The following is a 22,255-nucleotide window of genomic DNA, read 5'->3' as shown; positions in this document are numbered from 1 at the left end:
AGCCAACCAAACGCGGACGTCGCCCGCCACCCAATAGGGGCAGCGGGCGACGGGTGCTCAGCGGGTGGCGCGGTTGATCGCGGAGACGACCGCCTTCAGCGAAGCAGTGAGAATGTTGGCGTCCCGGCCGACCCCCCAGTAGACGTCCTCGCCGACCTCGCACTCGACGTACGCCGCGGCGAGCGCGTCACCGCCGGCCGAGAGAGCGTGCTCGTGGTAGTCGAGCACACGGACGTCGTACTTCAGCGGCTTGATCGCGTCGACGAACGCGGAGACCGGGCCGTTGCCCTCGCCAACCAGTTCGTGCGGTACGCCCTCGGAGTACACCTGCACGCGGAGCGCGTCGTTCTGGCCCTCGCTCGAGGAGGAGTTCACGGTCAGGAGCGACAGCTTGCCCGGCGACAGGTACTCCGAGGCGAAGATGTCCCACATCTGCTGCGGACCGACCTCGCCGCCCTCGGAGTCGGTGTGCAGCTGGATCACCCGGCTGAACTCGATCTGCAGCCGTCGCGGCAGGTCGAGCCGGTGCTCCGACTTCATCATGTAGGCGACGCCGCCCTTGCCGGACTGCGAGTTGACCCGGATCACGGCCTCGTAGCTGCGGCCGACATCCTTGGGGTCGATCGGCAAGTAGGGCGCCTCCCAGGCGATCTCGCCGACCGGCTTGCCCTCGGCCGCGGCCTGCTTGTCCAGCGCCTCCAGTCCCTTCTTGATCGCGTCCTGGTGGGACCCGGAGAAGGCGGTGTAGACGAGGTCGCCCGCGTACGGCTGGCGCTCGGGCACCCGCATCTGGGTGCAGTACTCGACGGTGCGGCGGATCTCGTCGATGTCGGAGAAGTCGATCTGCGGGTCGATGCCCTGGCTGAACAGGTTCATCCCCAGCGTGACCAGGTCGACATTGCCGGTCCGCTCGCCATGGCCGAACAGACACCCCTCGACCCGGTCCCCGCCGGCCATCAGGCCCAGCTCGGTCGCGGCCACCGCGGTACCGCGGTCGTTGTGGGGGTGCAGGCTGATCGTGCTGTGCTCACGCCGGGTCAGGTTGCGCCCGAACCACTCGATCTGGTCGGCGTACACGTTCGGCGTGGACATCTCGACGGTGGCCGGCAGGTTCAGGATGATCTCGCGGCCCTCGGCCGGCTGCCACACGTCGCTGACCGCCTCGCAGACCTCGAGCGCGAACTCCAGCTCGGTGTCGGTGAAGATCTCCGGGCTGTACTCGTAGCCGAACTCACAGTCGCCCAGCATGTCGTCCGCGAACTTCATCACCGTCTCGGTGCCGCGGACGGCGATGTTGAGGCACTCGGCTCTGTTCACGTTGAAGACGACCCGGCGGAACAGCGGCGCGGCCGCGTTGTAGAGGTGGACGGTGGCCCTCGGTGAGCCCTGCAGCGACTGCACGGTCCGCTCGATCAGTTCCTCGCGTGCCTGGGTCAGCACCGAGATGGTGACGTCAGCTGGGATCGCGTCGCCCTCGATCAGGCTGCGGACGAAGTCGAAGTCGTACTGGCTGGCGCTGGGGAAACCGACCTCGATCTCCTTGTAGCCCATCTTCACCAGCAGGTCGAACATCCGCCGCTTGCGGGCCGGGGACATCGGCTCGACCAAGGCCTGGTTGCCGTCACGCAGGTCGGTGGACAGCCAGCGCGGGGTCCGGTCGACGGACCTGGCCGGCCAGGTCCGGTCCGGCAGCTCGATCGGCGGAAAGGCCGAGTAGCGGTGGATCGGCATCACCGAAGGTTGCTGAACGGGCTTGGGCTGGTTCTTGGGTGCCACGGGGGGTCTCCTCGGGAGTGGTGCTGCTGTTGTCGTGGGGTCGTGGACGACCGGCGTACGACAGAACCCCGCGGCGAGGGAACCGGCCTTGTCAGGCCTCGCCGCGGCAGCGAAGGAGGAGAAGCTGGTGCCGCATGATGCCAGTGAGTCTATGCACAACCCAGACGCCCGTCGAACCGGGGGTCTCGATCGGCGAGACATCCCTGACCCTGGGTGAGCATGACGGAGCGCGACCGTCCTCTCTTCAAGCGTGGAGAATTCCAGCTAGCGGGGGGTGACAACGGCCGCTGGCGGTGCAGCAGAAGCACAGCCTGCGGCGTCACTGTGGGCCTATGACGACCCAGCAGCAGACGCAACAACTGTCTCGCCACAGTCCGCCGTTCGCGGGCCGTTACCGCGCGGCGGTGTCCCTGGTGCTGGTGGCCTTGTGCCCGTTCATCGTCTTGTCCACCGCGTCGCTGTTCATCACGCAGCAGGTGTCAACCGACCTGCACGCCTCCGCGTTCGGGGTCCTGCTGGCGGGCGGCCTGTCGAATGCCGGGTATGCCTTCGGTGCCGTCGCGGCCGCCGACCTCTTCCAGCGGCTGCCGACCTGGCGCCTGTACGTATGGATCGAGGCAGGCTTCGCCCTTGGATCGTTGCTCGTGGCCCTGGCGCCCGACATCGGGCTCTTCACAGTAGGGCGGGTGCTGCAGGGGCTCGCGACCGGCATGTTGCTGGTGGTCGCTCTTCCGCCGCTGCTCACCAGACATGGCGCATCGCACGTGCCACTCAGCGCGGCGTTCGTCAACCTGGGTCTGTTCGGCATGGTGACCATCGGACCGATCATCGGCGGAATCGTGGCCGCTAGCGGCACCTGGCGGCTGATGTTCGCCGTCGCGGCCGTCCTGGGCGTCGCCGGCACCCTGCTGGGGGTGCTCGCCTTCGAGCGGGGGGTCCCCACCGCACCGGCCATGAGGTTCGACTGGTCTGGGATCCCGCTGGCGCTGGCCGCGACGGTCCTGCCGTTCTTCGGCGTGTCCTGGCTGGTCCGCGGCGGCTTCGGCTCCCCGATCTTCTTCGTACCAGTAGCTGTCGGGCTGCTTGCGCTCCTGCTCCTGCTGATCCAGCAGTACCGCAAGGATCGTCCCTTGATGCCGCTCAAGCTGATCGCGCACACGCTGCCCGTGACCGGCATTACGACAGCCATGGTCACGGGAGCCTCGGTGACCGCATTGGTCGACCTGGCGGTGGTCTATCTGCTGCAGGTCGAGCATGTCTCACCAGTGCGGACAGGAACGATTCTTGCTGCCCAGGTCGTGGGCGTCGCCGTGGCAGCAGTGCTTTTCAAGTCGGTACTGCGTACGCGGTGGTTGCCGGTCCTCGCCCTGGGCGGCCTCGGCATGACTGCGATCGGCGGCGCGATCCTGTTGGGGATCGGCCTGGGCCAGGGGATCTTTCTGGTAGCTGTCTCGGGCCTGTTCCTGGGGTTCGGTGCCGGGGCCGGGGTGGCGCCAGGTCTGTTCATGGCCGGACTCAGCGTGCCGTCCAACCGGCTGGGACCGACATTCGCCCTGGTGGAACTCCTGCGCTCTGAGGCGGCCTTCCTGATCGCCCCGGTCGTCGCGGAGTTGGTGACGCTGTTCCGCATGCCGACCGACGGGATCAGGGTGTCCGCGCTCATCCTTGTCTTGCTCTGCGTGGTTTCCGGCGCGCTGATCCTGGGGGTCCTGCTGCTCGGAGGGGCCCGCCCGCATGCGCCGGACATCGAGAGTTGGCTCGCCGGCGACCACCCGGCGTACAGCTCGCCACGCCTGGCAAACGCCATTCGCCGTGAGGCATGAACAACCGTCTGTGCAGTCACAACTTCTGAATCGAGAGGAATTGCCATGACTGAGGTCAACCCACGTCAGAACGTGACGTTCGCCAGCAACGGCGGACAGGCGCACGGCTACCTGAAGAAGCCGGCCGGTGGGTCGGGGCCGGGACTGATCCTGATCCAGGAGTGGTGGGGTCTGGACGACCACCTGGCCGAGGTCGCGGACCGGTTCGCCGCCGAGGGATTCGTCACGCTGGCCCCGGACCTGTTCGGCGGCCGGGTCGCCCACGATGCCGACACGGCAGGTCAGATGCTCGCGGAGCTGCCGGTCGAGCAGGCCGCGAAGGATCTCGCCGGCGCCGTCGACTTCCTGCTCGCCGATCCGTCCGTGACCTCCACGACGGTCGGAGCGGTCGGATTCTGCATGGGCGGCGGCTTCGTCCTGCAGCTCGCGGCGCAGCACGGCGACAAGGTCAGCGCAGCCGTGCCCTTCTACGGCGTGGGGCCGGCCGTTCCCCAGCAGTACCGCACTGTCACAGCACCGATCCAGGGTCACTACGGCGAGCAGGACGCGTTCTATCCGGTCGAGCAGGCACGCGCGCAGGAGCAGCAGATCCGCGAGGAGTCCAAGGGTGGCGTCGAGTTCTTCTACTACCCCGCTGGGCACGCGTTCCACAACGACAAGGATCAGCTGGGGACCTACAACGAGCAGTACGCCAAGCTAGCGTGGGACCGCGCAGTTGCGTTCCTCAAAGCCAACGCACGTTGAACCCCCTAATCGCCTCGCGGCGTGGCCGAGTTGTCTTCAAGGGGACTTGAATCCCTAGGCTTGGTCTATGACGGAGTCCCTGCAGGACCGGATCGGCAGCCGCGGCCTCGGCGTACTGGTGACGATCAAGCGCGACGGCCGCCCCCAGCTGTCCAACGTCACTTACGCGTACGACGCGGCGCGCAACCTGGTCCGGGTCTCCCTCACTGACGGCCGGGCGAAGACCGCGAACCTGCGGCGCGATCCGCGCGCCAGCCTCTACGTCAACGGCCCCAAGGGCAGGTCGTACGTCGTACTCGAAGGCAAGGCGGAACTCAGCGCGGTGGCGGCTGATCCGCACGACCCTGTGGTCGAGGAGTTGATCGACCTCTATCGCGCAGCCGCCGGTGAGCACCCCGACTGGGACGACTACCGGCGTGCCATGGTCCGCGACCGCCGGCTGGTCTTCTCGATGACCGTCGACCACGCCTACGGAATGCCGCAGCCCTGAGCCGCCGTCCCCTGCTAGTAGGCGTTCTGCCTGCTGGCAGGGGGTTGCTACGGCTGCTGGCGGTGCAGAAAGAGCGGGTCGACCTGCGCAAATCTGGGCTTATGAGCACGCAGCAGCAGATGCAGACGCGACAGCCAACTCGCCCGCCGCGGGCCGGTCTCTTCCGGGATCTGAACCGCCCGTCAGACGTCTTCTCCAACCTGACGCCGAACTGGTACGCCTCGATCATGGGCACCGGCATCGTCGCCGGCGCCGCCGCATCACTGCCGTGGCAGCCGTCTGGCCTGCATACCGCCGCCATTGTTGTTTGGGCACTGGCCGCCATCCTGCTGGTCGCGCTCACAGCGGCGACCGTCACCCACTGGGTGCGCTACCCCGGCGCTGCCCGACGCCACCTCCTCAACCCCGTGATGGGCCACTTCTACGGCGCTCCACCAATGGCCATGCTCACGGTGGGAGCCGGGACGATCCTGCTCGGCCGGGATGTTCTCGGTCTCCGGGCTGCAGTCGACATCGACTGGGTCCTCTGGTTCGCAGGCACAATCACCGGCTTGGCCGTGGCCGTTGTGGTGCCGTTCGTCATGTTCACCCGGCATGAAGTCAAACCTGACAGCGCGTTCGGCGGTTGGCTGATGCCGGTCGTGCCACCCATGGTGTCGGCCACCACGGGCGCCCTGCTGGTCCCGTACGCACCCGCCGGGCAAGCCAGGCTTGCGCTACTGCTGTGCTGCTACGCGATGTTCGGTATGTCGCTCCTTGCCTCGGTCGTGGTCATCACACTGATCTGGTACCGCCTTGCCGTCTACAAGGTGGGACTGGCGGCGATGGTGCCCACACTCTGGATCGTGCTCGGCCCGCTGGGCCAGTCGGTCGCAGCCGCCAACCTCCTGGGCGGCGTCGCCTCGCAGGCTCTACCACGCCCGTACTCGACGGCCCTGCAGGCATTCGGCGTCGTCTACGGGGTTCCGGTCTGGGGGTTCGCCGTGATGTGGGCCGCCATCGCAGCCGCTATCACGGTACGCACGGCGCGGGATCACCTGCCGTTCTCGCTGACCTGGTGGTCGTTCACCTTCCCCATCGGCACCGTCGTCGAGGGCACCTCCGGCCTCGCTCTGCACACCGGATCAGACGTCTTCCGCGTCGCCGCGATGCTGTTCTACGTCGGGCTCGTCGCCGCCTGGATCATCGTCGCGGTCCGTACCGCGAGAGGCAGCCTGCGCGGAACGCTGTTCCTCGCACCCGGGCAACTGGCCGCAGCTGACCGTCCTGCCACCTGAGAACCGGCCGCACTACCGGCTAGCAGGTAGTCGCTGGTACATCAGCCCCTACCTGAAGATGGCGGCTGGCTGCGGCGACTTGGCGCCCGGCCCAGGCCAGTCTTGATCTGACGCCGAGGTCAACGCGACCAGTCGGCCGGAAGGGAGACCCACCATGCTCTTCATTCTGGGTGTCGTGATGATTCTGGTCACCGGCGCCGCCTACTGGATCGTTGGAAGCTCCCGGCGTGGCAACGCGAAGGTTGACCCGTTGGATCGCCCGTTCCGCGCGCCGGAGATGCTGGAACTCGACGCGCACCTGGATGAGATCGCGCTGGACGAACTGCGCCGCCTGGAGAAGCAGCTCACGCAGTACGTGGCCAGCGACGTCGGCCACGTGCTGCTGATCTCGAGGTCGCCGCACGGCATCGCCCTGGAGCTGTCCGACGGCCGCCGACTGGCACTCGGCGGTGTCAGTCAGAGCACTCATCACCTGCTGATCACGCGTGTCGCCAAGGACGAACTACGTCCGGCACACGTGCACCGTGAAGCGTTCTCCTATCGGCTGTTGCTTCGCGGACGAGCCGGCGCGGAGACCGAGGTGCACGCACGCCACATCGCTCTGGACCCTGAGCGAGGAACTTCTTGGCCGCGATAATTGACTCGCGGTAACCGACGACTGGGGCGCACGCTGGGCCGGTGGACATCACCAGGCTCTATCCCGACGACGAGGTCGGATGCGTGGACGCCGTGGCACTGCTCGCCGCCACCGCCAAAGTCGACTGCCCAGAAGCGCTGCAGTCGACACCGCGCGGCTATGCGGCGCACCTGAAGCACGGCTGGGACGGTGATCCGGGTCACAGCTACATCGCCCGGGACGCCGACGGCTTCGCAGTGGGACTCCTGTCTGTCGACCTGCCGACGTACGACAACACCAACCTCGCCTGGTTCGAGGTCGAGGTGCACCCGGACTACCGTGGACGCGGCATCGGTACGCAACTGCTCCAGTACGGCGAACAGCTGGCCCAGCGGCTAGGGCGGAACCTTCTCGGTATGAGCGCGTGGGACCTGCCGAAGGCGGACGTGTTCGCGCGCCGGCACGGGTTCGAGCAGAAGGCGATCGAGGTCAACCGTCGGCAGGACATCGCCAGCCTCGATTGGTCGGTCGTGCAGAGGTTGTATGACGAGGCAGTGCAGGCATCGGCCGGTTACGAGCTGATCCGGATCGACGGCCGGCTGCCGGACGAGCTGCTCGAAGGCATGGTCGCGGTGACCGCCTCGATCAACGATGCCCCGAGGGACGACCTCGAGATGGAGGACGACGAGTACAGCCCGGAACGGCTGCGCGCCTACGAAGACGCCCAGTTCGGGCACGACCGGAGCCTCTACCGAGTGATCGCCCGCGAGCGCGCAACCGGCGTACTGGCAGGGCATTCGACCATCGTGGTCGAGCGGGAACGCCCCCACATCGCCGAACAGGCCGATACCGCCGTCGCCCGCGAACACCGCGGCCACCGCCTCGGCGCCCTCGTCAAGACCGGCATGCTCCTGTGGATGCGCGAGGCCGAACCGGCCGTCACCCAGCTCGACACCTGGAACGCCGAATCCAATGCCCACATGATCGCCATCAACCAACAACTCAACTACCGAATAATCGCCCGCTCCATCGCCTACCAAAAGACGGCCTGATCTCGGCGACCCACGCGCGCGCGGGCGCCAACCACCGGTAACGGCCTTTTCGCCCGCTGGCGCCTTGTCTGCCGCCAGCCGCCGAACAACCCGCCAGCCGTGGCCCGGGCGGGTGGTTGAAGCGGGGCGCAGGGCGGCGTACGGGTCAGCGGGGTTGGATGAGGGTGACCTTCATCCGGTTGCTGACGGTGAAGCCGAGGGATTCGTAGAGGCGGATCGCGTTGGTGTTGGTGGCGCTGGCGTGGAGGAACGGGCGGTCGCCGGTTCGCTGGATGCCCGCGGAGATCGCCCGGATGAGGCGGGTGGCGAGGCCTTGGCCGCGGTAGGCGGGATCCGTACAGACCGCGCTGATCTCGACATAGCCGGGCGGGTGGAAGCGTTGGCCTCCCATCGCGATGAGGGCTCCATCGCGCCGCAGGCCGAGGTAGGGCCCGCACTCGATCGTGCGGGAGCGGAACGGACCGGGCTCGGTCAGGGCTGTCAGGGCCAGCATCTCGGCGACGTCGTCGAGGCCGAGCGGGACGGCTTCCACGCCGCGCTGGGTGCCGTCCGGGTCGAGCCGGGAGGCGTCCGGGGCGAGCCGGGACGCGTCCGGGGCGTGCGGGGCGTGCGGGGCGTCCGCGCCGAAGGACTCGGGGGCGAGGAGTTGTACGAGGTCGAACTGCCGGTCGACCTTGAAGATCTCCGGGATCGGCAGGTCCGGGCGCACCAGAGCCGCTGTGTGTCCGACGCCGACCAGGGCGGCGGCATCCGTCCAGTCCTGCTCGGTCGGATCGTCCGGCAACCCGTAGAACGGCGCGACCTCAGCCGGATAGCGGCGGGCTTCACCGCGGACCTCCGCGAGACCAGCGTGCGCGCCGGCCAGTGCGTAGTACGCCGGGTTCGTCAGCGGGCCCAACTCAGAAACCCAGTTTGCGGAGGTGCTTGGCGTCGGTCTGCCAGTTCTTCGCGATCTTGACGTGCAGGTCGAGGTAGACCGGCGTACCGAGCAGGGCCTCGATCTGGTGGCGGGCATTCGCGCCGACCTCGCGGAGACGGGCGCCCTTGTGGCCGATCACGATGCCCTTCTGGCTGTCGCGCTCGAGATAGATGTTCGCGTAGATGTCGAGCAGCGGCTTGTCCTCGGGGCGGTCCTCGCGCAGGCCCATCTCGTCGATGGTGACCGCGATCGAGTGCGGCAACTCGTCCCGGACGCCCTCCAGCGCGGCCTCGCGAATCAGCTCGGCGACCAGGGTCTCCTCGGGTTCGTCGGTGACGTCACCGTCCGGATAGAGCGGCTGACCGGCCGGCAGCAGTTTTACCAGTTCGTCGGCGACCACCTCGACCTGGTAGCCGGAGGTCGCGGAGACCGGGACCACCGAGGCCCACTCGATCCCGACGGACTCGCCAAGCTCGGCGATCTCGGCAAGGTGCTCGACCATCCGCTCGGGCGAGACCAGGTCGGCCTTGGTCGCCACTGCCACCTTCGGCGTCTTGGCGACCTTGGCAGCCTCACTGACCAGGAACCGGTCGCCCGGGCCGATCTTGTCGCTGGCCGGCAGGCAGATGGCGATCACGTCGACCTCGGCCCACGTGGTCTTCACCAGGTCGTTCAGCCGCTCCCCCAGCAGCGTGCGCGGCTTGTGCAGGCCGGGGGTGTCGACCAGGATCAGCTGGGCGTCCGCCCGGTGCACAATGCCCCGTACTGCGTGCCGGGTGGTCTGCGGCTTCGACGAGGTGATCACGATCTTGCGCCCGACCAGGGCGTTCGTGAGCGTGGACTTGCCCGCGTTCGGCCGGCCGACGAAACAGGCGAAACCGCTGCGGAACTCGACCAAGTTCTCAGGTGTGGACGACATCACGAACCTCTCCGTTGCCATCAGCAACGACTACCGGGAGCGCCGCGCCACCGAAATGGCGCACCACCTCCACATCGACGTCCGGGGTATCGGTGACCACTGCCGCGGCCTCGATCCCCTTCACGCCGGAAGACACCGCCATCGCCACCGCCAACTGCAGCGCGCTCAGCAGCACGGTGTCCAACTGCACCGTGCAGGCAGCATAGGTCCGCCCGTCGGTGTCGCGGACGGCGGCACCTTCGGCCGCGCGCGTGCGGGCCCGCGCGGCGCGGGCAAGGGTGACCAGTTTGGCGTCCTCGGCGGACAGGTCAGCGGACAAGGAAGACTCCCATTGGGCTCAGGCAGTCTGGTGACTGCTGTCCTGCGGCTGGTCGGCGGGCTCTCCGCGCCGGACCAGCACAGTACCGACCTGGTTGCGTCGGCCGGATGGCCGCTCCGCGGTGAGGGACAACCCGAGCCCGTCGATCTCGACCTGGGCGCCGGGAATCGGTACCTTGCCGAGCAGTTTCGCCATCAGCCCGCCGACGGTGTCCACGTCGTCGTCGTCCAGCGGTACGCCGAACAGCTCGCCGAGCTCGTCGATCGGGAACCGGCTGGACACCCGGTACGCTCCGTCGGACAGCGCCTGCACCGATTCCGGCGCCTCGTCGTACTCGTCGGTGATCTCGCCGACGATCTCCTCCAGGATGTCCTCGATGGTGACCAGCCCGGCCGTTCCGCCGTACTCGTCGACGACCATCGCCACGTGCATCCGCGCGGCCTGCATCTCGCGCAGCAACTGGTCCACCGGCTTGGAGTCGGGGATGTACATGCACGGCCGCATCACCGACTCGACCCGCTCGGTCGACTCGGCCTGCGCGTTGTCGTAGACCCGGCGCATCACGTCCTTCAGGTAGACCACCCCGAGGATGTCGTCCAGGGACTCGCCGACCACCGGGATCCGCGAGTATCCGCTGCGCAGCGCCAGCGAGGTCAGCTGCCGCAGTTTCTTGTGCCGCTCGATGTAGACCATGTCGGTCCGCGGCACCATCACCTCGCGGGCGATGGTGTCGCCGAGCTCGAAGACGGAGTGGATCATCTGCCGCTCGCCGGACTCGATCACCGACGACTTCTCCGCCAGGTCGACCAGCGCGCGCAGTTCGGCCTCGGTCGCGAACGGGCCCTCGGCGAATCCCTTGCCCGGCGTCAGCGCGTTGCCGATCAGGATCAGCACCCTGGGCAGCGGTCCGAGCACGCTGGTCAACGCCATCACCGGACCGGCGGAGATCATCGCGAACCGGTCCGAGTGCTGCCGACCCAATGTCCTGGGCGCGACGCCGATGATCACGTACGAGACCACCACCATCACCACGGAGGTGACGAGGATGTGCATCCAGGTGACGGTGAAGACGTTCGACAACGCCTGGGTCACCAGCACGATCGCGGTGATCTCGCAGATCAGCCGGACGAGCAGCAGCGTGTTCAGGTAGCGCGGCGCGTCGGACAGCAGGTCGCGGAGCTTCACCGCACGCTTATTGCCCTGCTCGACCTGCTCGTTCGCGCGCACCTTGGAGTACGACGACAGGGCCGCTTCGGCGCCGGCGAACAACCCGGCGAGGAGAACGAGCACCGCAGCCACAACCAGCAGGACGCCGTCGTGGTAGGTCACTGGAACCTCAATCCTGTCCGAGCCTGTTTCCCGGTGCGCGCCATGCTTCCAGCAGTCGGCCCTGCACGTCCCACATCTCCGCCTTCTCGGCGGGTTCCGCGTGGTCGTAGCCGAGCAGGTGCAGGACGCCGTGCACGGTCAGCAGCTCCAGTTCGGCCCAGGTGCCGTGGCCCGCTTTCGCGCCCTGCGCGGCCGCGACGGTGGGGCACAGCGCGATGTCGCCCAGATGCCCCAGCGGCGGCTCGGCGTCATCGTCGGCACCCGGCCGCAGCTCGTCCATCGGCCACGACATCACGTCGGTCGGGCCCGGCAGGTCCAGGAACTCGACGTGGTAGCGCGCCATCGTGTCCTCGTCGACCAGCTTGATCGACAGCTCACACTCCGGGTGCAGCCGCAGCGACGACATCACGAAACGACTCAGCCGCATCAGTCCGTGCGCATCGATATCGACGCCGGACTCGTTGTTGACCTCTACGTTCATCTCTTGAGCTCAGCGTCACTTTCGAAAGACTCGTACGCCGAGACGATGCGGCCGACCAGCTTGTGCCGGACGACGTCGTGCGAGGTCAGCCGGCAGAACGTCAGGTCCTCGACGCCTTCCAGGATGTCCTGGACGACGCGCAGTCCCGAGCGGGTGCCGGTCGGCAGGTCCACCTGGGTGACGTCGCCGGTGACGACCATCTTGGAGCCGAAGCCTAGCCGGGTGAGGAACATCTTCATCTGCTCAGGCGAGGTGTTCTGCGCCTCGTCCAGGATGATGTAGGCGTCGTTCAGCGTCCGGCCGCGCATGTACGCCAGCGGGGCGATCTCGATCGTGCCGGCCGTCATCAGCCGCGGGATCGACTCCGGGTCGAGCATGTCGTGCAGCGCGTCGTACAGCGGGCGCAGGTACGGGTCGATCTTCTCGGACAGCGTGCCGGGCAGGAAGCCGAGCCGCTCACCGGCCTCGACGGCAGGCCGGGTCAGGATGATCCGGTTGACCTCCTTGGCCTGCAGCGCCTGCACTGCCTTGGCGACGGCCAGGTAGGTCTTACCCGTGCCCGCCGGGCCGATGCCGAAGACGATGGTGTTTTTGTCGATGGCATCGACGTACCGCTTTTGGTTCAGCGTCTTCGGCCGGATCGTCCGGCCGCGGCTGGACAGGATGTTCTGGGTCAGCACGTCGGCCGGGCTCTCGACCGTGGCGGCCTTGATCATGGCGATGCTGCGCTCGACGGAGTCGGCGGTCAGCCCGTGACCGGTCCGGACCACCGCGATCAGTTCGTCGATCAGCCGCTCGGCCAGGGCCAGCTCGGCCGGTTCACCGTTCAGGGTGATCTCGTTGCCGCGGACCATGATGTCGGCCGCGAACTCCTTCTCCACGATCCGGAGGAACTCGTCCCGGGCTCCGAGCAGCGCCACCATGTCGATGCTGTTCGGCACGACGATCTTGTGGGACGCCTTGTGATTGGCGCTGGTTGCGCTGCGGTCAGCGCGCGCCGCATCCGGGTGCGACGGCTCGATACTGCGTGGCCTGGACAGCCTGTTCCTCCTGGTGCAGATGGTGTGACTTGACCATGCTAGCCGCCCGCTCCGACAGGCTCACCCGATAAACCCCGCAAGGCCCGGATTCCCGCACCCGGAGTACCGGTCGCGTCACGCTCGGCGACGCCTGCGGATCCTGCCGGCCACGTTGTCAACCTGGAACCCGACCTTCGCGTCTCTGTCACGTGGCACAACCGGCCGTGGTGTACGAAGAGTGCGTGGCACATGAGTCCTCGTGGGACGCCGACGAGGCGCTGACGGCTGTCTATACCGCGCACTATTCGTCGCTGGTCCGCCTCGGCTCCCTGCTGTTGCGTGACACCGGTTCGGCGGAGGAGATCGTGCAGGACGCCTTTGTGGCCATGCACGCCCGGTGGAACCGGCTGCGCGACCCGCACAAGGCCCTGGCATACCTGCGCACCGCCGTGGTGAACCGCTGCCGTTCAAGGCAGCGGCATCTGGTCGTGGTGGACAAGCACATGCCCCGCTCCCTGCCGGACGAGCCCAGCGCGGAGCACGCCGTACTACGGACCGCCGAGACCGACCGGGTGATCGAGGCGATGCGGACTCTCCCGGAGAAGCAACGCACCGTGATGGTGCTGCGGTACTACGGTGATCTGTCGGAGGCGGAGATCGCCGACACGATGGGGATCAGCCGGGGATCCGTGAAGAGCCATGCCGCGCGGGCGACCAGGTCGCTGCGCCAGGTCCTGGAGCAGAGCGCATGAACGACCACCCGAACGACCAGTTCGACGAGCTGCTGCGCCGTGCCCTGGCCAACGAGGCGGACAAGGTCGAACCGGCCGACGCGCTGCACGAGATCCAGGCGCGGGTCAGCTCCCAGCGCAAGGTCGTGACCCGGCGCCCATGGGTGCTCACGACTGGCGCGGCAGTGGTCGGCACCGCCGCGGCCATCGGCGCGTTCACGATGCTCGACCACGACACCAGAAACACGGGCGTGCCCGAGGTCGCCGGTCCGGCCGGCACCGCCACCAGCGCGACTGTTGCCCCGAGCCCCAAGTCGGCGCCCACCACGCCGCCCCCCATGCCGCCGACAGTCGCCAGGACTGATGCCACCACGGCTTTCCCGAGGGAGCGCAGCACCCCCGAGCCGGCGGTCAAGGGCAGGGCGGTACCCATCTACTGGGCGGGGAAGTCGGTGGGGAACGACACCGGGGCCGGAGTGCGGCTCTACCGGACGTTCGCGAAAGTCAGCGGTCGGCCGGCCCTCGAGGCAGTTCGGTTGCTGACCACCGACAAGTCCGGCGATCCCGACTACTACTCGCTGTGGACGGGCTCGGCCGTCGACTCGGTCACTCGGTCGGACGGTGTGGTGACCGTGGACTTCAAGGTGCTGCCGCGGCTGCAGTTGGAGCCGGCGATGGCGGAGGTCGCCGTCCAGCAGCTCGTCTACACGGTCCAGGGCGCGGTGAATGACGAGACCCAGAAGGTCAGGGTGACCGAACAGGGCCGGAGTGGGCAGGCACTGTTCGGCCAGGTCGACACGACCGAGCCTTTCAGCCGGGCCCAGGCCAGCAACGTCCAGGCGCTGGTGTGGATCCTGTCGCCGGTGGAGGGCACCGCGCTGAAGACCCCGGTCACCGTCAGCGGCATGGCAGCGGCGTACGAGGCGCAGGTGAACTGGCGCGCCATCAACCTGAAGACCAAGGCCGTCGTCAGCGACTTCACCTTGACGAAACAAGGGCAAGCGTTCTCGCCGTTCTCCTTCACCACCAAGCTCACGCCCGGTGAGTGGCAGATCGAGGCCTACCTGGTCTCGGCCCAGGACGGCCGCATCACCGACGTCGACTCGAAGACGGTCTCGGTCAGGTAGTCGGTCAGCTCCAGCGCGAGCGGGCGAGGAGTGCGGAGGCGGCCGCGACTCCGGCGGTCGAGGTGCGCAGGACCGTGTCGCCCAGACGGACAGGGTCCACGGCGAAGGCGTCCAGCTCGGTCGGAGAGATGCCGCCTTCGGGGCCGACCACAACGACGACGTCGCCTTCCGAGGGCAACTGCAAGGACGCGAGCGGGATCTTCGCCTCCTCGTGCAGCACTACGGCGAGAGCCGACTCGTGGATCAAGGCAGCGACCTCGGCAGTGGAGGCGATCGGGGCCACCTCGCAGAACCATGAGCGCCGCGACTGCTTGCTGGCTTCGAAAGCCCAGGCCTGCCACTTGGTGAGCGTCTTGGTCACCCGCTCGGGGTTCGACCGGAACTGGCTGCGCTCCGCGTTCCACGGAACGACCAGATCCACACCGACCTCGGTGAGCATCTCCACCGCCAGCTCGGCTCGCTCCCCCTTCGGCAACGCCTGTACTACGACCAGCCGCGGGCTCGCCGCCGGCACAGTCCCGCGGTTCTCCGCGGCAACCGTCAGGCCCGTCTTCGAAGCACCCGTGACGGGTCCTTCCACGAAAGACCCGCGCCCGTTCGTCAGGCGGATCCGCTCGCCCGGCGCGATCCGGCGTACGACTGCCGCATGACGACCCTCGGCACCATCCAGCGTCAACTCCGAGCCGGTCAGGTCAGCCAGGTAGAAAACCGCGAGTCCCATGTCCGGGAGTTCAGTGCGTGCCGAAGGCGTCGCGTAGCCGGCCGAAGACACCCTTGTGCGCGGCCTGGACGTGGCCCTGCGGGCGCTCCTCGTCACGCGCCGCGGCGAGTTGCCTCAGCAGCGCGGCCTGGCCGTCGTCCAGCTTGGTCGGCGTCTCGACGATCACCTGGACGATCAGGTCGCCGCGACCCGCGTGCCGCAGTCGCGGGACTCCGCGAGCCGTGAGCGTCATCGTAGTACCGGACTGGGTGCCGGCACGGATCTCGAGCGGCGTGGTCTCGCCCTCGAGCGTCGGCAGGTCGATCGTGGTGCCGAGCGCGGCCGCGGTCATCGGCAGCGTGACCGTGCAGTGCAGGTCGTCGCCGTTGCGGCTGAAGATCTCGTGCGGCTCGACGTCGATCTCGACGTACAGGTCGCCGGCCGGGCCGCCGCCGGGGCCGACCTCGCCCTGGCCGGACAACTGCACCCGGGTGCCGCTGTCGACGCCGCCGGGGATCTTGACCGTGACCGTCCGGCGCGAGCGGACCCGGCCGTCACCGGCGCACTCCACACACGGGCTCGGGATGGTCGTGCCGAAGCCGCGGCAGTTCGGGCACGGCCGCATCGTCCGGACCTCACCGAGGAACGAGCGCTGCGTGTGCGTCACCTCGCCCCGACCGTGGCAGATCTCGCAGGTGACCGGCTCGGACCCGGCAGCCGCGCCGGATCCCGAACAGGTCGGGCACAGTACGGCGGTGTCGACCTTCAGCTCGCGGGTGGTGCCGAAGGCCGCCTCGCTCAGGTCGATCCGCAGCGGAATCAGGGCGTCCTGGCCCCGCCGGGTGCGCGGCCGCGGACCGCGGGTGGCCCCGCCGGTCTGGCCGAAGAAGGCGTCCATGATGTCGGTGAAGGTGAAGGCCTGGCCGAACCCGGCGCCGGCCCCGGCACCCGGACCGCTGGCGAAGGGGTCACCACCGAGATCGTGTACCTGCTTCTTCTGCGGGTCGCTCAGCACCTGGAACGCGCGGCCGATCTCCTGGAACTTGTGGTGCGCGTCCTCGGAATCGTTGACGTCCGGGTGGTACTGGCGGGCCAGCTTGCGGTAGGCCTTCTTGATCTCGTCCGGTGAGGCGTCACGGCTGACGCCCAGGACGGCGTAGTAATCGGTGCTCATACTCCAGACCAACGGTAGGTAGCAGTTCGGTATTCGATCATGAGTCGGCCAGGATCTGACTGACATAGCGCGCGACGGCACGAACCGCGCCCATCGTGCTCGGATAGTCCATGTGGGTCGGGCCGACGATGCCGAGCGTGGCCAGCGTCTCCGACTTGGAGCCGTAGCCGGTGGCGACGACCGAGGTGGTGGCAAGCCCTTCGTACGGGTTCTCGTGGCCGATCCGGACCGTCAGGGTCTGCGGATTGGTCGCCTCGCCGAGCAGTTTCAGCAGGATCACGTGCTCCTCGAGCGCCTCGAGCACCGGCTTCACGTTGCGCTCGAAGTCGTCGCCGTACCGGGTCAGGTTGGCCGCGCCGCCGACCGCGATCCGCTGCTCGCCTTCATCGGTGAAGGCTTCCAGCAGACTGGTCACGATGGCGGCCACCAGCGGCCGGTCGGCGTGCGAGAAGCCCTCGGGGAGGCTGGCGAGAGCGCTGGCGGCCTCGGTCATCCGCTGGCCGGTCAGGGCCGTGTTCAGCCGCGAGCGCAGGTCGGCGATCAGCTGTTCCTCGACGTCGTGGTGGGTCTCCACGATCCGCTGCTCGACCCGGCCCGTGCTGGTGATCAGCACGAGCAGCAGCCGGCGCGGCGTCATAGTGACCACCTCGATGTGGCGCACGCTCGAGCGGGTCAGTGTCGGGTACTGCACGATCGCGACCTGCCGGGTGATCTGCGCGAGCAGCCGGACGGTTCGCCGTACGACGTCGTCCAGGTCGACGGCGCCGGCCAGGAAGGACGAGATCGCCTTCTTCTCGGCCGGCGACAGCGACTTCACCGTGCTGAGCTTGTCCACGAAGAGCCGGTAGCCCGCGTCGGTCGGGATCCGGCCGGCGCTGGTGTGCGGCTGGGTGATGTACCCCTCCTCCTCCAGCGCGGCCATGTCGTTGCGGACCGTCGCCGGGGAGACTCCGAGGTTGTGCCGGTCCACCAGCGTCTTCGAGCCGACCGGCTCGTGCGTGGCCACGTAGTCCTCGACGATGGCCCGGAGCACGTCCAGTTTGCGTTCGTCCAGCACGCGCACCACCCTCTCTCCCACATCAGGCCACGGTCGGGCAGCAGCTTTGGCACTCCCGAGATTCGAGTGCCAGTCTACCGAGCCGTAGCGCTGCCTACCGCCTGATTGCGGCGTGGGACAGGTCTCAGGCGGATTCGGGAGACGCTCCCAACGGTACGGCGGCCGGCCGCTCGACCGTGCTGGCCACGTCCACCGGCTGGTCCTGGGCAGCCGCCTCCAGCAGCGATTCCAGTACGTCGAGCACGTGGTACGCGAGGGAACCACTGGCTCGGTGAGGTTCTCCGTTGCGGATCGCGCGGGCCATGTCGGCCACGCCGACACCACGGCCCGCTCCGGCGTACCCACCGGCTACCGGGAGTTCCGTCCAGTCACGGGCGGTCGCAGTGGCGATCTCCACCTTGCCGTCGAAGGTGTTCGGGTCCGGCACGGACAGGCTGCCTTCCGTCCCGTACACCTCGATCCGAGGCAGCCGGGCTGCCCAGACGTCGAAGCTCATCAACACGGTGGTCAGCGCACCGGACTCATGCTCCAGTACGCCGGTGACGTGGGTCGGGACCTCCACTGGGAAGGTCTCACCCGCCCGCGGGCCGGTGTGCACCTTGCGCTGGTCCTTCGAACGCCCGGCGCGCCCGGAGACCCGCCGTACCGGTCCGAGCAACGTGACGAGGCTGGTCACGTAGTACGGGCCCATGTCGAGCAGCGGGCCGCCGCCGGGCTGGTAGTAGAAGTCGGGCGCGGGGTGCCAGAGCTCGTGCCCGGGCGTGACGAACGAGGCCGTCGCAGCAGTCGGTACGCCGATGTCGCCGCGGTCCAGGGCGGCTCGTGCGGTTTGGGTTCCGGTGCCGAGCACAGTGTCAGGAGCGCAGCCGATCCGCAGGTCGTTGGTGGCGGCCAGCTTCAGCAGCGGCTTGGCCTCGGCGCGATCGACAGCAAGCGGCTTCTCGCCGTAGACGTGCTTCCCCGCCTTCAGCGCGGCCTCGTGGACCGGGGCGTGTGCAGCCGGGATGGTGAGGTTCAAGACGATGTCGACCTCGGGGTCGGCCATCAGCTCGCCGGACGTCAGGGCCCGGATACCCGGCTTCTGGTCGGCGATCGCCTGCGCGCGGCTGAGGTCGAGGTCGGCCACGGCGACCACCTCGACGCCGGGCAGCTTGGCCAGGTGGTCGAGGTAGGTACCGGAGATGACGCCGGTGCCGACGATGCCGATCCGCGTGTTCCCGGAGATCACTTGCTCGCCCACAGCAGCCCCCGCTCGATGATCGTCCGAACCTCCGGAACCTCGAGATCCTCGAGCTTGTGGCCCGGCGTACAGACGAACACACGACCCTCTCCCCAGGTGCGTGTCCAGACGGACGGCATCGTCGCGCCGGCGATCCACGGGTAGTCGGGGTGGGCGCGGAACGTGGTCGTCGCCAGCACGTTGTTGGTCGGGTCGGCGTGGACGTAGTACTGCTCGGTGTGCAGGTCGAACTGCGTGATGCCCTCGACGATCGGGTCGTCCGAGACGACCTCGATCCGGTGGTCGACGAAGCCGCCCGGGTGTGAGACGAACTGCCCGCCGGTCATGAACTGGTAGTCGGCGTTGTTCCGGAACGAGTCGACGATGCCGCCGTGCCAGCCGGCCAGACCGGTGCCGGCCCGGACCGCGGCCTCGAGTCCCTTGGACTGCTCGGGCGTGATCTCGCCCATGCTGATGCACTGCAGCACGAGGTCGGTGCCGTCGAGGTCGAGGTAGCTGTCGAGGTCGTCGGACACCGCCACCTCGAAGTCGTTGTCCCGCAGGAAGGGGATGAACAGGTCGGTGGCCTCGATCGGGAGATGGCCTTCCCATCCGCCCCTGGTCACCAGTGCCCGTCGTGTCGTCACGCTGTCCACCCTTCAGAAAGCCTGTCCAGAGATCGGATGAGTCCAGACGACCCTAGGCGGCGGATCACGGCCCTTCAAGTGCCGTCCCGGCCGTTGGATAGGGCTTGCCGAAACCTGCCCGCTGTGGGCCGTCGACCGTCCAGGGTCGCGGGACGGGTTGGTGGTCCTGAGTTGGTGAGAATCCGCGGCGGTTAAGGTCGGCGGTATGAGTGACTGGACCGAGCTGGGCGATCGATGCTGGGTCCGCCGGTATCACGAGTGGGATCTGAACATCGGCCTCGTGGTCGGCTCCGAGGGCGCGCTGGTGATCGACACCCGCGCGACGACCGCCCAGGCCGAGGAGCTGCTGGCCGAGATCCGCGAACTCACCGATGCGCCGGTCCGCTGGGTGGTGAACACCCACGCCCACTTCGACCACACCTTCGGGAATCACGTGTTCACTCCGGACGCGGCGACCTACGCGCAGGAGAACGCCGCGACCGCCCTGGCTGAGCGAGGACCCGAACTGCAGCAGCACTACCGCGACAACCCGGGCCCGGATCTGTCCTTCCCGGAGATCCCGGCCGCGGTGCTGGCACAGGTCGCCGACACCGAACTCGTTGCCATCGACAACACCTTCGCCGTCGCCAAGGTGATCGACCTGGGCGATCGCCGGGTGGAGCTCCTGCACCTGGGCAACGGACACACCGACGGCGACGTGGTGGTCGTCGTACCGGATGTCGACGTGTTCTTCGTCGGCGACCTGGTCGAGGAGTCGGCTCCGCCTTCGTACGGCGACGACTCCTATCCGCTGGAGTGGCCCGACACCGTCGACCGGTTGATCGGCCTGCTGTCGGCGACGGCCAGGGTCGTCCCGGGACACGGCGCGGTGGTCGATGCCGAGTTCGTGCGCGACCAGGCCGGCGATCTCGGCACAGTCGCGAACACGATCTCGGGGCTGCATCACGCCGGCACGTCCCTCGAGGCCGCGCTCGCCCACACCGACGACTGGCCCTGGTCTGTCGCCCACTTGGAAAACGCCGTACGCCGCGGCTACCAGGTCCTGGGGACTCCCCGGCGACCCACGCTGCCGCTACTCGGTCCCGGCTGAACCCGACGTCCGGAATACCGATCCGGTAGCGCTGCGGGGGTTATCCGTTGACACGGTGATCCCCTATCCCGCACGTTGTTGCGAAGCGTTCGCCGTACCGACCGGATGAGGTGGGACCAATGGCCAGCACCGAACAGATCTATCATCCTGACGGCCGTGTCGAGCTGGAGGATCCGGCGGCCATCGCGGACAGCCCGTACGGGAACGCCGAGCTCGCGCCGACTCGACTCCCCGAGCGCCGCTGGACGACGTACAACTATGCGGCGCTGTGGATGGGCATGGCCCACAACATCCCCAGCTACCTGCTCGCCGCCGGGCTGGTCGCGCTCGGGATGAACTGGCTGCAGGCGTTCCTCACGATCACCCTCGGGAACCTGATCGTGCTGGTCCCGCTGCTGCTGAACAGCCACGCGGGAACGAAGTACGGCATCCCGTTCCCGGTCTTCGCGCGCGCCTTCTACGGCGTCCGCGGCGCGAACTTCCCGGCGCTGCTGCGGGCGTTCATCGCCTGCGGCTGGTTCGGCATCCAGACCTGGATCGGCGGCCAGGCGATCTACGTGATCGTCGGCGAGCTCGCGGGCTCCGGCTGGACGAATGCTTCGTCGATCGGCGGTCACCCGTGGACGATGTGGCTCAGCTTCGCGTTCTTCTGGGCCCTGCAGATGGTGCTGATCTGGCGCGGCATCGACGGCCTGCGCCGCTTCGAGAACTGGGCGGCGCCACTGGTGACGGTCGCGTTCCTGGCGCTGATGATCGCGATCCTGGTCAAGGCCGGCGGCCTCGGACCGATCCTGTCGCAGCCGTCGAAGCTCGGCTGGGACGCCGACTTCTGGAAGATCTTCGCGCCGTCGCTGATGGGCATGATCGCGTTCTGGGCAACCCTTTCCTTGAACATGCCGGACTTCACCCGCTTCGGCAAAGGCCAGCGCCAGCAGGTGATCGGGCAGATCATCGGCCTGCCCACGACCATGTCGTTCATCGCGCTGGTCTCGATCATCACCACCTCCGGCACCGTCCTCGTCTACGGCACCGCGATCTGGGACCCGGTCGAACTCACCCGCCGCTTCGAGAACCCGGTGGTGGTGACGATCGGCCTCGTGATGGCGATCCTGGCCACCATGTCGTGCAACGTCGCGGCGAACGTGGTCAGCCCGTCGTACGACTTCGCCAACGCACTGCCGCGCTACCTGAACTTCCGTACCGCGGGTCTGCTGACCGGCGTGATCGGCATCGTGATCCAGCCCTGGCGACTGATCTCCGACCCGTCGATCTACATCTTCGTCTGGCTCTCCTTCTACGGCGGCCTGCTCGCCTCGGTCGCCGGCGTACTGATCGCCGGCTACTGGTTCGTCGACCGCACGAACCTCTTCCTGGCCGACCTCTACCTCCCCAACGGCCGCTACTGGTACGCCGGCGGCTGGAACTGGCGCGCGGTAGTAGCCACCCTCTTCGGCTCGATCCTGGCTGTGGGCGGCGCCTACTCCAACCCGGGCGCCGGGCCCTTCCCCGAGAACGGCCTGATCCCCTTCCTCAAGCCCCTCTACGACTATTCCTGGGTGGTTGGCCTGGTAGCCGGCTTCCTGGCCTACCTCGCCCTGACCATCACCTCCCCCATCCGCCACCCCGCCCCCACCCACGCCACCTCAACGTTCTAGCCGTACTCCGGCAAGACGCGCCGCCACGCCCGGGGGGGGGTTCCCTGGCGCGCTCGTTCCAGGCACCCCGGGTGGCCGGCCAGCCGGGCCG

General features: G+C 68.1%; 22 protein-coding genes. 10 read left to right on the top strand and 12 right to left on the bottom strand.

From position 1 onward, the window contains the following. Positions 1–57: 57 nt before the first annotated feature. Positions 58–1,731, bottom strand: a complete 1,674-nt coding sequence (gene leuA, locus ABD210_RS31790; RefSeq protein ID WP_344116838.1) for a 2-isopropylmalate synthase — start codon at positions 1,729–1,731, stop codon at positions 58–60. A gap of 377 nt (positions 1,732–2,108) precedes the next feature. Between leuA and ABD210_RS31785 the strand changes: the two genes are divergently transcribed. The 6 genes from ABD210_RS31785 to ABD210_RS31760 all read left to right on the top strand — a co-directional run bounded on the left by ABD210_RS31785 (position 2,109) and on the right by ABD210_RS31760 (position 7,778). Further along, positions 2,109–3,599 (top strand): MFS transporter, encoded by a 1,491-nt coding sequence (locus ABD210_RS31785; protein WP_344116681.1) that lies wholly within the window; start codon positions 2,109–2,111, stop codon positions 3,597–3,599. Positions 3,600–3,644: 45 nt separating this feature from the next. Further along, entirely contained in the window at positions 3,645–4,343 is a 699-nt protein-coding gene (locus ABD210_RS31780; protein ID WP_344116679.1) for a dienelactone hydrolase family protein, read from the top strand. Positions 4,344–4,410: 67 nt separating this feature from the next. Continuing rightward, on the top strand, positions 4,411–4,833 hold the full coding sequence (locus tag ABD210_RS31775; protein WP_344116677.1) for a PPOX class F420-dependent oxidoreductase: 423 nt from the start codon (positions 4,411–4,413) through the stop codon (positions 4,831–4,833). Between the two features lie 101 nt (positions 4,834–4,934). Next, positions 4,935–6,110, top strand: a complete 1,176-nt coding sequence (locus tag ABD210_RS31770) for a TDT family transporter (RefSeq protein WP_344116675.1) — start codon at positions 4,935–4,937, stop codon at positions 6,108–6,110. Positions 6,111–6,264: 154 nt separating this feature from the next. Then, entirely contained in the window at positions 6,265–6,747 is a 483-nt protein-coding gene (locus ABD210_RS31765) for a hypothetical protein (RefSeq protein ID WP_344116673.1), read from the top strand. Between the two features lie 41 nt (positions 6,748–6,788). Then, positions 6,789–7,778 carry a GNAT family N-acetyltransferase gene (locus ABD210_RS31760; protein ID WP_344116672.1) on the top strand — a complete coding sequence of 330 codons (990 nt, stop codon included), beginning with the start codon at positions 6,789–6,791 and terminating at the stop codon, positions 7,776–7,778. A gap of 145 nt (positions 7,779–7,923) precedes the next feature. Here the strand turns inward: ABD210_RS31760 and ABD210_RS31755 are convergent, their stop codons facing one another. Genes ABD210_RS31755 through ABD210_RS31730 form a run of 6 tightly spaced genes read right to left on the bottom strand, consistent with a single transcriptional unit; the run spans position 7,924 to position 12,668 of the window. After that, positions 7,924–8,676 (bottom strand): GNAT family N-acetyltransferase, encoded by a 753-nt coding sequence (locus tag ABD210_RS31755; RefSeq protein ID WP_344116670.1) that lies wholly within the window; start codon positions 8,674–8,676, stop codon positions 7,924–7,926. Between the two features lies 1 nt (position 8,677). Next, a complete protein-coding gene (gene era, locus ABD210_RS31750; protein ID WP_344116669.1) occupies positions 8,678–9,616 on the bottom strand; it encodes a GTPase Era in 939 nt (312 codons plus the stop codon). Continuing rightward, positions 9,600–9,935 carry a cytidine deaminase gene (locus ABD210_RS31745; RefSeq protein ID WP_344116668.1) on the bottom strand — a complete coding sequence of 112 codons (336 nt, stop codon included), beginning with the start codon at positions 9,933–9,935 and terminating at the stop codon, positions 9,600–9,602. The genes era and ABD210_RS31745 overlap by 17 nt, the downstream gene beginning before the upstream one ends. A gap of 18 nt (positions 9,936–9,953) precedes the next feature. Beyond that, positions 9,954–11,264 carry a hemolysin family protein gene (locus ABD210_RS31740; RefSeq protein WP_344116666.1) on the bottom strand — a complete coding sequence of 437 codons (1,311 nt, stop codon included), beginning with the start codon at positions 11,262–11,264 and terminating at the stop codon, positions 9,954–9,956. 7 nt (positions 11,265–11,271) lie between these two features. Beyond that, positions 11,272–11,745: an rRNA maturation RNase YbeY gene (ybeY, locus tag ABD210_RS31735; protein ID WP_344116665.1), complete on the bottom strand. Its 474-nt coding sequence runs from the start codon at positions 11,743–11,745 to the stop codon at positions 11,272–11,274. Further along, complete coding sequence (locus ABD210_RS31730) at positions 11,742–12,668, bottom strand: PhoH family protein (RefSeq protein WP_344116837.1); 927 nt, start codon at positions 12,666–12,668, stop codon at positions 11,742–11,744. Before ABD210_RS31730 ends, ybeY begins: the two co-directional genes overlap by 4 nt. A 338-nt stretch (positions 12,669–13,006) precedes the next feature. Here ABD210_RS31730 and ABD210_RS31725 point away from each other — a divergent pair, with 338 nt between their 5' ends. Next, the gene (locus ABD210_RS31725) at positions 13,007–13,516 is read left to right on the top strand and encodes a SigE family RNA polymerase sigma factor (protein WP_344116664.1); all 510 of its coding nucleotides are present in this window, start codon (positions 13,007–13,009) and stop codon (positions 13,514–13,516) included. Beyond that, the gene (locus tag ABD210_RS31720; protein ID WP_344116662.1) at positions 13,513–14,622 is read left to right on the top strand and encodes a Gmad2 immunoglobulin-like domain-containing protein; all 1,110 of its coding nucleotides are present in this window, start codon (positions 13,513–13,515) and stop codon (positions 14,620–14,622) included. Before ABD210_RS31725 ends, ABD210_RS31720 begins: the two co-directional genes overlap by 4 nt. Before the next feature lie 4 nt (positions 14,623–14,626). On the opposite strand, the gene ABD210_RS31715 is transcribed toward ABD210_RS31720, so the two are convergent. The 5 genes from ABD210_RS31715 to ABD210_RS31695 form a co-directional block, all read right to left on the bottom strand. Further along, positions 14,627–15,343 carry a 16S rRNA (uracil(1498)-N(3))-methyltransferase gene (locus ABD210_RS31715; protein WP_344116660.1) on the bottom strand — a complete coding sequence of 239 codons (717 nt, stop codon included), beginning with the start codon at positions 15,341–15,343 and terminating at the stop codon, positions 14,627–14,629. Between the two features lie 10 nt (positions 15,344–15,353). Beyond that, positions 15,354–16,496, bottom strand: a complete 1,143-nt coding sequence (gene dnaJ / locus ABD210_RS31710; RefSeq protein ID WP_344116659.1) for a molecular chaperone DnaJ — start codon at positions 16,494–16,496, stop codon at positions 15,354–15,356. 37 nt (positions 16,497–16,533) lie between these two features. Continuing rightward, positions 16,534–17,553, bottom strand: coding sequence for a heat-inducible transcriptional repressor HrcA (hrcA, locus tag ABD210_RS31705; RefSeq protein WP_344116835.1), 1,020 nt, complete (start codon positions 17,551–17,553; stop codon positions 16,534–16,536). A 124-nt stretch (positions 17,554–17,677) separates the two neighbouring features. After that, complete coding sequence (locus ABD210_RS31700; RefSeq protein ID WP_344116658.1) at positions 17,678–18,793, bottom strand: Gfo/Idh/MocA family protein; 1,116 nt, start codon at positions 18,791–18,793, stop codon at positions 17,678–17,680. After that, positions 18,778–19,419, bottom strand: coding sequence for a ThuA domain-containing protein (locus ABD210_RS31695; protein ID WP_344116656.1), 642 nt, complete (start codon positions 19,417–19,419; stop codon positions 18,778–18,780). The genes ABD210_RS31700 and ABD210_RS31695 overlap by 16 nt, the downstream gene beginning before the upstream one ends. 205 nt (positions 19,420–19,624) lie before the next feature. Here ABD210_RS31695 and ABD210_RS31690 point away from each other — a divergent pair, with 205 nt between their 5' ends. Continuing rightward, positions 19,625–20,509, top strand: a complete 885-nt coding sequence (locus ABD210_RS31690) for an MBL fold metallo-hydrolase (protein ID WP_344116654.1) — start codon at positions 19,625–19,627, stop codon at positions 20,507–20,509. A gap of 119 nt (positions 20,510–20,628) precedes the next feature. Further along, on the top strand, positions 20,629–22,164 hold the full coding sequence (locus tag ABD210_RS31685) for an NCS1 family nucleobase:cation symporter-1 (protein WP_344116651.1): 1,536 nt from the start codon (positions 20,629–20,631) through the stop codon (positions 22,162–22,164). The last annotated feature ends 91 nt before the right edge of the window (positions 22,165–22,255 follow it).

The sequence above is a fragment of the Kribbella alba genome (assembly GCF_039529635.1).
In the GTDB taxonomy this organism is placed as follows: domain Bacteria; phylum Actinomycetota; class Actinomycetes; order Propionibacteriales; family Kribbellaceae; genus Kribbella; species Kribbella alba.
Note: the sequence above shows the minus strand (reverse complement) of the source record. Positions and strands in the feature narration are given on the sequence as shown.